The following is a 13,945-nucleotide window of genomic DNA, read 5'->3' on the forward strand; positions in this document are numbered from 1 at the left end:
ATCATGAAAACTGTAGTTCTTTGCAAGTCCTACCTCATGGGGACAATTTGTCCGCTGGTGATATATCTTGCGGCAGGCGCATACGACATCATCACACAGGAAGATAATTCGGCGTTGAATGTTATGGTAATCGAGGGGCTGCTTCTTTTTGCACTGCCTGTATTCTTCCTCAATATGGAGAAAAGGCTTGGCAGTCAGTGTCTCACAAAGTGGATACCGCCGATGTATCTCATAGCTTATGGGGTGATAACACTGGTAATGCTCATTGTTTTAAGCAGCCTTGACATGACAAAGCTGTTCGGTCACCGGACTTTAGGCGGCATAGGCTTGATATTCATGTGGTTCGTAATGGTCGGCGGCTGTATATGGGCGATATTGTTCCGCATAGGAGCTCTTATAGTAAGAGCCGTAAAAAAACAAAGTTAAAATACATTTAAAAGGAATGTGATATAAATGAACAACACAGCAGAATTATTCGACTGGAAGGGCATGACCTGCGTAAAACTCAGCGCAGGCGGCTATGAAGCATGGGTAGCCAATGAGATAGGCTCAAATGTTATCCGACTCCGCGACAACGTCAACGGTCTGGAGTTCTTCCGCTTTGTGGAGAGCAATACACCCGACGCTATCAAACAGTCCGCAGAGGTATGGGGACTTCCCACACTTTACCTGCCTAACCGCTTTGCAGACGGCGTACTGAAAACATCTGACGCAGTATATCAGCTCCCCGTGAACGAGCCTGCACCCTATAACAACCATATCCACGGCTTTCTCCACAAGAGAACTCATGAGGTCGTTGAGTACAAGGCTGACGACAACTGTGCATGGGTAAAGACTCGCTATGTATACGATGAAAAGGACGAGTTCTTCAAGTATCTCCCTGTACGCTTCACAGCAGAGTACACATTTACTCTCTCGGAGCAGGGACTTGAGCAGAATATCCGCTTTATCAACATGGACGGCGAAAAAGTCCTTCCCATGTCGCTGGCTTCACATACAACTATCAATTCTCCGTTCGTTGACGGCGCAAAGGAGGAGGATATCCGCCTGACAGTGCCGATAGGCAAGCGCTGCGAGCTCAACGAGCGCTGTCTGCCTACAGGACAGCTGAAAGTGCCCACAATGCACGACCTTGAGTACAAAAACGGCGCAAAGAAGCCTGTATTGCAGGTAGTTGACAACGAGATGTACTTCGGCGAGTATATCGACCTTGACGGAGAGAAGTTCCACGGCGTCATCGCAGAGGATACTGCCAGCGGCAAGAAGCTCTGCTACGAGGTATCCGAGGAGTACGGCTTCTGGATAATCTGGAACGACCGCGGCTTCAATCATTATTTCTGTCCCGAGCCGATGACAGCGATGATAGACGCTCCCAACCTCAGTATGCCTGCCGATGTTACAGGCTACCGCGAGGTAAAGCCCGGAGACGTTTTCGAGGCACACGAGAGATTCTTCACTAAGAAGTGATCAGTGAATAGTGATTAGTGATTAGTTAGGGAGCGCAGGCTCTGCGCTGTAGGGGCGGATATTATCCGCCCTTTATGGTTTTATCAGATACGGAAAGGAACATACTATGAGATATTTCAGAATAACTGCAATACTATGCGCAGCAGCAATATTTGCACTTAACACAGGCTGTACTCAGGAGTCCCTCGAGTCAAGAATTACCGAGCCGACTACTGCTGCAACGACAGCAGCCGAGGTACAGACAACGTCTGCTGTCGAAGCTGTGGCTGAAACAACTGCCGAATCAAAGGAGCTTGACCTGAGCAAGCTCAGCACCTTTGAGCTTAGCTCCGAAGACTTGCATGACGGCATATGGGACACGGTCATAACCAAGACCGAAAAGGGCGAAAACCGTTCACCTCAGCTCTCATGGAAGCCTGTTGACGGCGCTTCATGCTATGCTGTATTTATGATAGATACCTCCGCAGGCAACTGGCTGCACTGGAAGTCCGTGACCGACAGCGAGACTGTTCTTCCTGCGGGCTGGGCGCCCCAAAGCGAGTACGTCGGACCTTATCCTCCCAGCGGAACTCACGATTATGAGATATACGTGCTGGCGCTCAAAGAAAAGCCCGAGAGGATAAAGGGCTCATTTGACAACTCAAATCCAAAAATGCTGGAGTACGCCAAGGAAATAGACGGTGAAAAAGAGGATAATATCATATCCTACGGTCATCTTATGGGAACATATACCCACGGGGATTGAATCAAGGGCGGAGCTATCCATTCTTTAAGTTATTAGTAATTAGTGATCAGTGATTAGTTAGGGAATGCCTTCTGAACGCCCGTGTATAGTATAAATGTGCCGTAAGCGATGTACAATTATCATTGTTGATAATAGTAAGCGAGTTTACGAGCGACAACGCGGCAAGGGGGCGCAGGCACTGCGCTTGTCCACACGACTCCCGTAAATACGACAGAAAAGTAGGACAATGTGCACAAAAAAGGACTTGAAAAAAATACAACGCAATTTTTGCTTAATCTATTGTATTATATGCAAATATATGGTATAATAATACAAATGCGGTTTTTATGCCGCTTTTGTCACCAAAAATAAAGGAGTATAATTATGAAGTTCGGATTTTTTGACGACGCAAGGAAGGAATATGTTATCAATTCCCCTAAGACTCCCTATCCGTGGATAAACTATCTCGGCAATCAGGGATTTTTCTCACTTATCTCTAATACAGCAGGCGGCTACTGCTTCTATAAGGACGCACGCCTCAGACGTATCACTCGTTATCGCTACAACAACGTGCCTCTTGATATGGGCGGACGTTATTTCTATATCAACGACAACGGTACCATCTGGAACCCCGGCTGGTCTCCTGTAAAGACAGCTCTCGATTTCTATGAGTGCCGTCACGGTATGGGCTATACCGTTATCACAGGCAAGAAGAACGGACTCAAGGCTGAGGTAACATTCTTCGTTCCTCAGAACTACGACGGCGAAGTTCAGCAGGTCGTTCTCACAAACGAGAGCAATGAGACAAAGAGCTTCTCTATCTTCTCTATCGCTGAATGGTGTCTCTGGGACGCTCAGGACGACTGCACAAACTTCCAGAGAAACTTCTCCACAGGACGTGTTGAGATAGAGGGTTCAACTATCTACCACGTAACAGAGTACAGAGACAGACGTAACCACTACGCTTTCTATACTGTAAACGATACTATCGACGGCTACGACACAGACCGTGATTCCTTCCTCGGAAGCATCTACAACGGCTGGGACAACCCTGAGACAGTAAAGGCTGACAAGCCTGCAAACTCATTTGCAGACGGCTGGTCACCTGTAGCTTCACACTACAAGAAGGTAACTCTCGCTCCCGGCGAGTCCAAGACTCTCATCTATATCCTCGGCTATGCTGAGAACCCACAGGACAAGAAGTTCGCTTCTGAAAAGCCTGCGAACCTCCTCACAAGAGAGACATGGGTACTCAACAAGGAAAAGGCTTATGCTATGATCGAGAAGTACAACACTCCCGAGAAGGTAGCAGCAGGTCTTGAAGAGCTCCGCAATACATGGGAAGAGCTCCTTTCAATCTTCAATGTAAACACACCTGATGACAAGGTAAACAGAATGGTAAACATCTGGAACCAGTATCAGTGTATGGTAACATTCAATCTTTCACGTTCCGCTTCTTACTTCGAGAGCGGTATCGGACGCGGAATGGGCTTCCGTGACTCCAATCAGGATATCCTCGGCTTTGTACACCAGATACCTGAGCGTGCAAGAGAGAGACTTATCGACATCGCTTCAACACAGCTTTCAGACGGCGGCTGCTATCACCAGTACCAGCCACTTACAAAGAAGGGCAACGCTGATATCGGCGGCGACTTCTCAGACGATCCGCTCTGGATGATCCTTTCTGTTGCAGCTTATATCAAGGAGACAGGCGACTGGGGAATCCTCGACGCTAACGTTCCTTTCGACGACGATCCGAACGGCAAGCACACAATGCTCGAGCACCTCAACGTTTCCTTCTATCACATCGTAAACAACCTCGGACCTCACGGTCTCCCGCTTGCAATGAGAGCTGACTGGAACGACTGTATCAACCTTTCATGCTTCTCAGATACTCCCGGTGAGTCCTTCCAGACCTACACCAATCCTAAGTTCGCAGCAGAGGGCGGCTACTCCAAGATAGCTGAGTCCGCATTCGTTGCAGCACTCTTCACATACACAGGTCCTGCATTCGTAGGCATTCTCCAGCACCTCGGCAAGGCTGACGAAGCTGCAAAGGCTCAGGCTGAGATCGACAAGATGAAGAAGAACGTTATGGAATCCGCATTTGACGGCGACTGGTTCATCAGAGCTTACGACGCAAACGGCGAGAAGATGGGCTCCAAGGAGTGCGAAGAGGGCAAGATATTCATCGAGCCGCAGGGCTTTGCAGTTATGTCCGAGATAGGTAAGGATCAGGGCGCTGATATCAAGACTCTGAACTCTATCGACAAGTACCTCAACTGCGAGTTCGGTCTCGTTCTCAATAACCCTGCATTCACAAAGTACTATATACAGTACGGTGAAATTTCCACATATCCCGGCGGATACAAGGAGAACGCAGGTATCTTCACACACAACAATGCATGGATAATCTGTGCTGAGGCATATGTAGGACGCGGTGACAAGGCATTTGAGTACTACAGCAAGATAGCTCCTGCATTCACAGAGGAGACATCTGATATCCACAAGACAGAGCCTTACGTATACGGTCAGATGATCGGCGGTAAGGACGCAAAGAACTTCGGTCAGGGCAAGAACTCATGGCTGACAGGTACAGCAGCATGGAACATGGTTGCTATTTCCCAGTACATTCTGGGTGTACAGCCTGTATTCGACGGACTCAAGGTAGATCCTTCCATTCCTCACGAGTGGGACGGCTTCACAGCAGTTCGTAAGTTCCGCGGTGCAACATTCAACATCACAGTCAAGAACCCTGCACACGTTTGCAAGGGCGTAAAGTCTATGACAGTTGACGGCAAGGCAGTAGAGGGATGCGTAATTCCTGTATGCAGCGGCGGCACACACGAAGTTGAAATTATAATGGGTTAATCAAAAGGGCAGGCTTTGAGCCTGCCCTTTTCAGTTATTAGTGAATAGTGATTAGTAGGGGCGCACAGTGTGCGCCCGTTTTTTTGCAATGTACGACCTGTAGGGGCTGCCTTTGGCAGTCAGCAAATCCTGTTATATTGCCGTAAATGTGTAGGGGGCGATGCCCACATCGCCCCGCAAGTACCGTATTTACCTTAAATGACCTTAAATCTGTGTAGGGGCGCTTTCCGAGCGCCCCTCGATATCCGTAAATCTTCAAATGACCAATTGTAGGGGACGCGCCGCAGCTAACCGCTGCACGTACCCTCTGTCAGCTACGCTGACATCTCCCTGCACAGCAGGGAGTCACTCAGCGTCCCGAAAGCAAACCTATACCCCGTAAAAGCCTCCGTCTATACGTCAACCGCACCACAAAAAAGCAGTTGACGCTCACAAAGATTGTGCATGATACCGCTTGAAAAAAGTCATATCTAATGCTATAATAAGTTCAACCTAAAACATAGGAATTTAGTAGATAAAGGAGCGGTTATCAATGACAAGGACGGCTCAGGACACAAAAATCAGGAGAATAGTGCTGACAGGACTGTTTTCGGCGCTTATTTTCGTATTTACAGCGTATATCCACGTACCTACGGGAGCAGGCTACACTCACGCAGGTGATGGCTTCATATATCTTGCGGCTTGTATATTGCCTACGCCTTACGCAGTTGCGGCAGGCATGATAGGCGGAGCTCTTGCGGACGGACTTACAGGCTTTCCTGTGTGGATACCTGCAACTATAGTTGTCAAGGCAGTCACAGCTCTGTTTTTCACGAGCAAAAAGGACAAGATACTGAATCTCCGCAATATACTGGGAATTATCCCGTCACTTGCGGTCTGCATAGTTGGCTACAGCCTTTATGAGGGAGTCTTCATGGCAGGCGGCTTCAACAAAGCGGCAATAATAGCGGCATTCGGACAGACTCCGTTCTATGCCATACAGGTAGGAGCAAGCGCGGTGCTGTTTTTAGCGGCAGGCGCGGCTCTGGACAAATCTGGACTTAAAAAGCGGATATAAGCGTAAAAGGACGGCAAAGCCGTCCTTTTTTATATGTAGGGGACGGCGTCCTCGACGTTCCGAAATTGAATTAAATTAAACGGGCTGTAGGGGACGCCAGCCTCTACAGACTTGAATTTTAATACATAATATGGTATAATAGCTTAACAATAACAAGAGGGTGAAAGCAATGCTCAAAAAGATACTCAGCGGCGAAGCCTGCGCGAAATGTCGGCTCTGCTGCATATTTGACCGCTATGACGTATGGGAGACTCCCGTATTTACTGCGGAGCTCTGCGAAAAAATAAGAGCCGTCCGTCCCGAGGCCCAGTTCATCACCAAGGACGGCGGCTACATATTCAGAGTAGGTGAGCTCAGGGGCGACGAGCTCTTCTCATGTCCAGCCCTTGCGGAAAATGGCTGTATGTTGGGTGACGAGAAGCCCTTTGACTGCCGCATATGGCCATACCGCATAATGGAAGTTGGCGGCAGACGTGCCATAACCTTTGCCTCTATATGCGAGGAGCTCTACCACAGACCGCTGTCGGAGCTTGTAGGACTGCTGAAAGAGGGGCTTGCGGACGTGATATTCGCCTATGCAGACCAGCACCCCGAGATAGTGAAGCCCTACTATGAGGGCTATCCCGTGCTGATGTTTGAGCGAAAGCCGCTGTAATCTTTGCGCTGTAACTTGCTGAACCTATGAAAGGGATTCCAAAGGGACTGTGTTCCTTTGGCGGAGTGACTCCCCATAAAATGGGGAGATGTCCGAAGGACAGAGGGGACGTACCGGTAAGGTCAGAGGCAGCGCCTCTGGTGGGGTGACTCCCCACAGTGTGGGGAGATGTCGCAAAGCGACAGAGGGGCTGGGGCGGTTAGCCTGGGGCAAAGCCCGCAGTTACAAAGCGCTCCTAACAGGAGCGAGTACCCTCTGTCAGCTACGCTGACATCTCCCTGTACTACAGGGAGTCACCGCAAGAGGTGAATAAAAAAACAGTCCACTGGACTGTTTTTTTAGAGGAGACGCCCTGCAAGAGAGGGCGTCTCCTAAAGGGCTGTCGAGGACGCCAGCCCCTACAATGGGACGCCGAGGGCGGCGTCCCCTACATATGTTTAGGTTCTGTCTTGATTTGCCAAGAAAAATCCGCAGCTTTTAATATCTGAAAAAGGGACATTCCCGTAACAGGAACGCCCCTTTGCGATCACTTCTTGATCTTGTCAACGATATCCTCAACCTTATCCTTGACCTTTGCGATGTTTTCCTTGGTAGCAACCTTGCTTATCATGTCCTTAGCCTTTTCAATGTTTTCTTTTGAAGCAAGCTTTTCGATCTTCTCGTCGGGGAGGTCGATGCCTGTTTTTTTCTCAACTGCTTCTACTGCTTTTTTGATCTCCATAGGGGGATACCTTCTTTCGTATAAAATTTATATTTTTATTGTAGCACACTTTTTTCATAAATGCAATACTTTGAAATGACTTTTTACAGTATTTTATTTGTAAAGGCGGTATTATCCGCCCGAGAACATTAAGCTGCCGCCGCAGGCGGCAGCTTAATGTCTGATTATTGAAAAGTGCGCGAAAAATCGGCAATTGCAACTGCCGATTGACAAATTGTAAAGGCGGCTTGCTTGCGTGTAACCGCCCGAAATGATAAAATAAAATCATAGACCGAGGGACATTCCCCACGGAAAAAACATATGGAGGATACATATATGATACTTGCAGACAAAATAATCGAATTAAGAAAAAGACAGGGTATGTCACAGGAGGAGCTCGCCGAAAAGCTCGGTGTGAGCCGCCAGTCAGTATCCAAATGGGAGGGCGCACAGTCCACTCCCGACCTTAACCGTATATTACAGCTCTCGGAGATATTCGGAGTCACTACAGATACATTATTAAAGGACACCGAGGAGCTCTCCGCAGGCAATGTTCCCGTGCAGGAGAGCGCCGAGACCGAGCCACCGCTCCGCAAGGTATCAATGGAGGAGGCAAACAGCTTTCTTACCGTAAATGAAAAGCGCTCAAAGCTGGCCGCTATCGGAGTATTTCTCTGCATAATCAGTGTAATACCGCTGATAGTTCTTGAAGAACTGACAGGCTTCAGCGACCTCATAGGTGTGCCGCTGATGTTCATACTTATAGCCATAGCTGTAACGCTGTTCATCATCTCGGGAATGAAGATGAAGCCCTATCAATACCTTGAAAAAGAGGGTATTGACACAGAATACGGCGTTTCGGGCATGGTAAACGAGAAAAAGTCAAAGTATGAGCCAAAATTCACCCTCAGCATAATAACTGGCGTAGTTCTGTTCATACTGTCTTTCGTTCCTACTATTATCATTGAATCGCTCATGGGCGAAACTGCTCTTACAGGAGCTCTCGAACCGTCATTTTTCTTAGGAATGATAGCTATTGGCGTAGGTGTCATTGTCCGTTCAAGCATAAGTATGAACGGCTACAGGAAGCTTCTTGAAGAGGACGGCTTTACCCGTGAGGAAAAGGCAAAAGGTCATGCGCCGAATCCTGCAATTATAGTATACTGGTGCGTAGTTACAGCCCTGTACCTCTCCATTAGTTTCCTCACCAAAAGGTGGGACATGACATGGCTCATATGGGTGATAGCAGCAGTCCTCAATCCTGTAGTGGTTATACTTTTCCCGAATAAGAAGAATTGACGATTGCGGGCGCACACTGTGCGCCCCTGCTTATTTCTATTTACTGCTCACTGCCTTCTTGAAGCAAGCCTTGATTTTTCGCATTATTTGTGGTATAATCAGCGAAAAGGGGGTATTACCATGAAAAAGAACGAAAAAGACAGCATGAACTATGACGAAAACGGCAATTACTACGACGCTTCCAATGACAGCGCATACAACGGACTTGCGAAAACATTTGAGAAGATACTTGGTATTCTTCTGCTGATATGGTTTGGAGTCACCGTAATACTTATGATAGTGTTATCCCAGAGCAGCGGCAAGAGCAACGGTTGGCTGATAGTGATACTGTTTTTCCAGCTTGTCGCAGTTTTCGGAATATTCGGCATAGTGTCCGAACTTATCAAAAAGCAGCGATTTCAGGCAGGACTGCTTCTTCCGCTTATAATAGGCGCAGGCGGCTGTATCGTCACACTTCTGATACACAACAGCGAGGGCGAAAAGCGCGAGTTCATACTGAAGCTCCTTGCAGTGCTGTTTCCGCTGATATTTGCAGTGATAGGCATAGGTATCATAGTGGACTCGCTGAGGGCAAAATACCACACAAAGAAAGTGTGTACCGAGCCTATAACCGCAAAATGCGTAGATGTATCCACGAATTCGACTACCGTAAACGGACGCACCACATATAAATACGTTCCGACATATGAATACGAATACGAGGGCGTACAATACACCTCAACAGCCTATAAAACGCCCGAAGACCGCATAATAGGCGACAACTATGAAATCCTCGTCAATCCGAACAAGCCAAAGGAGATATACGACGCCACTTCTGTAGATGCAGGAGCAGCAAGCATAGTGCTGACAGCACTTTTCCTTATCGGACTTCCAGCAGCTATTTCCGCACTGGCTGCATATTATCTGCTTATCGCACCATAAGCGGTGGGATTTTTCCAAAAAATGAATATATTGCATTATTCGTGCAAAACTAAAGGCAGACCATTCGGTCTGCCTTTTATTATCAAAGCTTGTTCTTTTCAGCCTCTATCATCTTGATGAGGTCGTCAACCGACATACTTGACGGAGACTTCTTCTTTTCCTCCTGCTCGCTCTTGCTGATGATATCGGAGATATCAGGAGTGCTGCTCTTCTTTACAGGCTTGGGAGCTGCTGTTGAAGGAGCTGACTGGCTTCTCAGCGGAGTTGTCTTAGGAACGTCGTTTCTTGACATCTCGGCAAGCTGGCTCTTGGAAAGGATACCTGTATTGTCTGTGATAGGCTCTGACGGAGCAGCAGGTGCGGCAGTCTGCGGAGCGTTTGCGCTTGCGACGGCATTCTTGATATTGAATGTGCCTGTGCGCTCAGCCTCGGCAGTCTTGCGGAGCATTTCCTCTCTGAGGGCGTCTGCTGTAGGAGCTGTAGATGATGAAGCGCTCAGATTCTTGGCTGCAAACTGGCTTTCTGCGCTTCTCTGAGCCTTGAACTGCATTGTGCGCTCTCTTTCTTTCTGGTAAGGAGAATCGGGATTTACCTTCTTCTGGCTGAAATTCTCGGCGATAGACATTTTCTTGCGCTCAAGCTCGTTGCTTGGCTGAATCTCCTGAGAAGGCTCGAAAAGCGGATTTGCGGACTTGTCGTGGATATTCTTTCTGCTCTCCGAGATAGCTCTCTGCTTTTCCTTTTCGTCGTATTCGTAGAAGTCGAATTCGTCGTCGAAGTCGTCCTCGCCCTTGCCCGAAGCAAGCTTGGCGATGAGGAAGATAACGAGGAGCACACATGGGAGCACGAGAAGGAAGATGATACCCTTTATGCTTGAAGCAAATCTGATAAGAGCACCCAGCTCAGCGCTTTCGGTGTGACCTGTACAGATAGCCGCAATGTTTTCTTTTGAGATAGAGTCCTCGCTGCCTACATTAGTAGCGTCGGCAGTGATATACTTGACAGTGCCGTCCTCTGCGGTAACAACGTCGTAAATGCTGAGGACTTTAAGTGTATTGGGATCGGCTGCTGGATAGCAGAGAACAATATCGCCCTTTGCGACAGCCTCGTTCTTTGCGTCGGGAGAGATAAGACAAGCGCCCTTTGTGACGTTGTCGCCCATGTTGTCAGCTTCCTTTACGATGTAGAAGTATCTGCCGAAGAGCTTGGGAGTCTTGCCGCCCGAAAAACCGATATTAACAATGATCGAAATAACGATCAGGAGTATACAGAGTACGATAAGTACAAATTTTAGTACCGAGAAGCGTTTTTTCTTTTCCATAATACATCACCTTTTTTTAATTCTTTTGTTGTCTTTTTTCTTTATTTTTTGCGTTACAGTCTGCTTATTTGAAACTGCTTTTTTTATTATACCACATAATAATACAAATTTCAAACATTTTCTAAGTTTTATCTTTTAAAAATATAGAAATTATTTCAGAACTATAAGTCTGTGTTGAAACTGCACAAATCGAAGCCTGATTTTCTTCCTATACAGGCAAAATGCACAATACTGTATTCGTGAAACAGGGTGTATGCAAATTTTTCTTTGGTCAAAAACTGCAATATATAAAATCAGTGGACAAATATTTGTTGAAATAAACACTTGAAAAATCTGATAAATCATAGTATAATTTTAATGTATATTGTTTGTAGTGATATAGGTTTGTATCGCCTTAAATGGCGGTAGAGTACGGGGATATTATACAAGCAGTAAAAACGTCGCACAGCGGCAGAATGGAGATAAGATATGGCTACAAAAAAAGCAAACCCTCTTATGGACAGGATCAGAGAAGAATTCCCGAGAAAGCTCCAGCTTTTATACAGCGTTTCTCCCGAGGAAGCTTCAGACAAGCAGGTTTACCATGTTCTCTCATCTATAATCGTTGAGATACTCGGTGCGAAGAGGCAGAGCTTCATCAATCATACCAACTCTGTCGGCGGCAAGCAGGTATATTACCTTTCAATGGAGTTCCTCATGGGACGTTCACTGAAAACCAGCATATACAACCTTGAACTGGCTGACGGCATAAAGGATATGCTGAAACAGTACGACATCAACCTCGATAAGATATACGAGAACGAGCCCGACGCAGGTCTGGGCAACGGCGGTCTCGGCAGACTTGCAGCCTGCTATCTGGACGGTCTTGCTACAACAGGCTTCCCTGCAATGGGACATTCTATCTGCTATGAGTACGGTATTTTCCAGCAGAAGCTTGAGGACGGCTGGCAGACAGAGCTTCCCGACAACTGGCTTCCCGGCGGTTCAGTATGGCTCGTTCCAAAGCCCGAGCTTTCAATAGATGTCCACTTTGAGGGCGATCTCAATGAATACTGGGACCATCAGTACCACTATATCTCTCATGTAAACTACAATACAGTAGTTGCTACACCTTACGACCTTTACGTTTCGGGCTACGGCTCCGACGGAGTATCAGTGCTTCGTCTGTGGTCTGCAAAGGCTCCGAACTTCAATATGGAAATGTTCAACAAGGGCAACTATGAGGCTGCTCTTGCACAGAACTCTATCGCAAACGCTATCTCAAAGGTGCTCTATCCTAACGATAACCATCTCGAAGGCAAGAGCCTCCGTCTGCGTCAGCAGTACTTCCTCTGCGCAGCTTCTATCGGCGATATCGTAAACGCTCATATGAATGTTTACGGAACTCTTGAAAACCTTGCCGACAAGGTAGCTATCCACATCAATGATACCCACCCCACACTGGCTATCCCCGAGCTCATGAGAATACTTCTCGACGACTGCGGCTACAGCTGGGAAAAGTCATGGGACATCGTAACACGCACATTTGCCTATACGAACCACACTGTAATGGCAGAGGCTCTGGAGAAATGGGACGTAAACCTTGTAAAGTCCGTTATCCCGAGAATATTCTCACTTATAGTTGAGATAAACAACCGCTACTGCCAGTCTCTCATGGAGAGAAACGGCGGCGACAGCGCAAAGACCACACGTATGTCCATAATCAAGGACAATCAGATACACATGGCATCTCTCTGTGTTGCGGCTTCACACAGCGTAAACGGAGTATCAAAGCTCCATTCCGAGATTATCAAGCAGTCCGTATTCCACGACGAGTATGAGAATACTCCCGAGAAGTTCAAGAACGTTACAAACGGTATCGCATACAGAAGATGGCTGTATCAGTCAAACCCTGCACTTACAGACCTTCTCACCGAGACTATCGGACCGAAGTTCATCAAGGACGGCGCAGAGCTTGAAAACTTCCGCAAGTTCCAGGACGACAAGGAAGTGCTCAAGAAGCTCATGGACGTAAAGAAGGAAAACAAGGAAAACTTCGCAAAATACGTCAAGAACGAGTCGGGCATAGAGCTCAATACCGACAGTATCTTCGACGTACAGGTAAAGCGTCTCCACGAGTACAAGAGACAGCACCTCAACGTAATGAATATCCTTTCGGATTACGCATATCTGCTCAACGATCCGGACGCACCTTTCACACCAAAGACCTACATCTTTGCAGCTAAGGCAGCTCCGGGCTACTATCTTGCAAAGCAGATAATCAAGATGATATGGGCTATCTCCGAGGAGATAAGAAAGAACCCCAAGATAAGCCAGAAGCTCTCGGTAGTATTCCTCGAGAACTACTGCGTAACTCTCTCCGAGCACCTCATGCCTGCTTCCGATGTTTCCGAGCAGATATCCCTTGCAGGAACAGAGGCTTCGGGTACAGGAAATATGAAGCTCATGCTCAACGGCGCAGTAACACTTGGTACTCTTGACGGCGCAAACATCGAGATAAAGGAAGCCTGCGGCGACGACAACATCGTTATCTTCGGCATGACAACACCCGAGGTCAACGACCTCAGATGCAGAGGCTACAATCCCTGCGATTACTACAACAACGATCCACGCATCCGCGAGGCTATAGACCGTATGTACCACGGTATAAACGGCTGTACCTTCAACGATGTTGCAAACTCACTGAAGGACAGGGATCCTTATATGGTTCTTGCAGACTTTGAAAGCTACAGAAAGGCACAGCAGTACATTACTGAGTGCTATAACGACAAGATGAAATGGGCAAAGATGTCCCTCAACAATATCGCAGGTGCAGGAATATTCTCCGCAGACCGTGCGGTAACAGAGTATGCACACGATATCTGGCATCTTTGATAGAAATTAAGGCTACACCGTAAAGGGGACGTTGGCTACTTCGTCCCCTTTTTGAA

The 13,945-nt window shown here is 47.4% G+C and carries 11 protein-coding genes; 9 read left to right on the forward strand and 2 right to left on the reverse strand.

Annotation, left to right across the window (positions count from 1 at the left end; all coding sequences use genetic code 11):
• Nucleotides 1–3: 3 nt before the first annotated feature.
• The 6 genes from T497_RS0101385 to T497_RS0101410 all read left to right on the forward strand — a co-directional run bounded on the left by T497_RS0101385 (nt 4) and on the right by T497_RS0101410 (nt 6,774).
• Nucleotides 4–426 (forward strand): hypothetical protein, encoded by a 423-nt coding sequence (locus T497_RS0101385; protein WP_028514068.1) that lies wholly within the window; start codon nt 4–6, stop codon nt 424–426.
• Nucleotides 427–453: 27 nt separating this feature from the next.
• Complete coding sequence (locus T497_RS0101390; protein ID WP_028514069.1) at nt 454–1,467, forward strand: aldose 1-epimerase; 1,014 nt, start codon at nt 454–456, stop codon at nt 1,465–1,467.
• 106 nt (nt 1,468–1,573) lie between these two features.
• A complete protein-coding gene (locus T497_RS15470) occupies nt 1,574–2,212 on the forward strand; it encodes a YbhB/YbcL family Raf kinase inhibitor-like protein (protein ID WP_051530421.1) in 639 nt (212 codons plus the stop codon).
• A gap of 363 nt (nt 2,213–2,575) precedes the next feature.
• Nucleotides 2,576–5,062 carry a GH36-type glycosyl hydrolase domain-containing protein gene (locus tag T497_RS0101400; RefSeq protein WP_028514070.1) on the forward strand — a complete coding sequence of 829 codons (2,487 nt, stop codon included), beginning with the start codon at nt 2,576–2,578 and terminating at the stop codon, nt 5,060–5,062.
• Nucleotides 5,063–5,594: 532 nt separating this feature from the next.
• Nucleotides 5,595–6,119, forward strand: a complete 525-nt coding sequence (locus tag T497_RS0101405; protein WP_028514071.1) for a TIGR04002 family protein — start codon at nt 5,595–5,597, stop codon at nt 6,117–6,119.
• Between the two features lie 169 nt (nt 6,120–6,288).
• On the forward strand, nt 6,289–6,774 hold the full coding sequence (locus tag T497_RS0101410; RefSeq protein ID WP_028514072.1) for a hypothetical protein: 486 nt from the start codon (nt 6,289–6,291) through the stop codon (nt 6,772–6,774).
• A gap of 526 nt (nt 6,775–7,300) precedes the next feature.
• On the opposite strand, the gene T497_RS15475 is transcribed toward T497_RS0101410, so the two are convergent.
• Nucleotides 7,301–7,495, reverse strand: a complete 195-nt coding sequence (locus T497_RS15475) for a hypothetical protein (RefSeq protein WP_037324154.1) — start codon at nt 7,493–7,495, stop codon at nt 7,301–7,303.
• A 315-nt stretch (nt 7,496–7,810) separates the two neighbouring features.
• Between T497_RS15475 and T497_RS0101420 the strand changes: the two genes are divergently transcribed.
• Both T497_RS0101420 and T497_RS0101425 read left to right on the forward strand, forming a co-directional pair.
• Entirely contained in the window at nt 7,811–8,773 is a 963-nt protein-coding gene (locus tag T497_RS0101420) for a helix-turn-helix domain-containing protein (RefSeq protein ID WP_028514073.1), read from the forward strand.
• Between the two features lie 120 nt (nt 8,774–8,893).
• Entirely contained in the window at nt 8,894–9,694 is an 801-nt protein-coding gene (locus tag T497_RS0101425; RefSeq protein WP_028514074.1) for a DUF3592 domain-containing protein, read from the forward strand.
• A gap of 82 nt (nt 9,695–9,776) precedes the next feature.
• On the opposite strand, the gene T497_RS0101430 is transcribed toward T497_RS0101425, so the two are convergent.
• Entirely contained in the window at nt 9,777–11,015 is a 1,239-nt protein-coding gene (locus tag T497_RS0101430) for a hypothetical protein (RefSeq protein ID WP_028514075.1), read from the reverse strand.
• 468 nt (nt 11,016–11,483) lie between these two features.
• Here T497_RS0101430 and T497_RS0101435 point away from each other — a divergent pair, with 468 nt between their 5' ends.
• Nucleotides 11,484–13,889, forward strand: a complete 2,406-nt coding sequence (locus tag T497_RS0101435; protein ID WP_051530425.1) for a glycogen/starch/alpha-glucan phosphorylase — start codon at nt 11,484–11,486, stop codon at nt 13,887–13,889.
• The last annotated feature ends 56 nt before the right edge of the window (nt 13,890–13,945 follow it).

It is taken from the genome of Ruminococcus flavefaciens MA2007, from assembly GCF_000621845.1.
Taxonomy (GTDB): Bacteria; Bacillota; Clostridia; order Oscillospirales; family Ruminococcaceae; genus Ruminococcus; species Ruminococcus flavefaciens_E.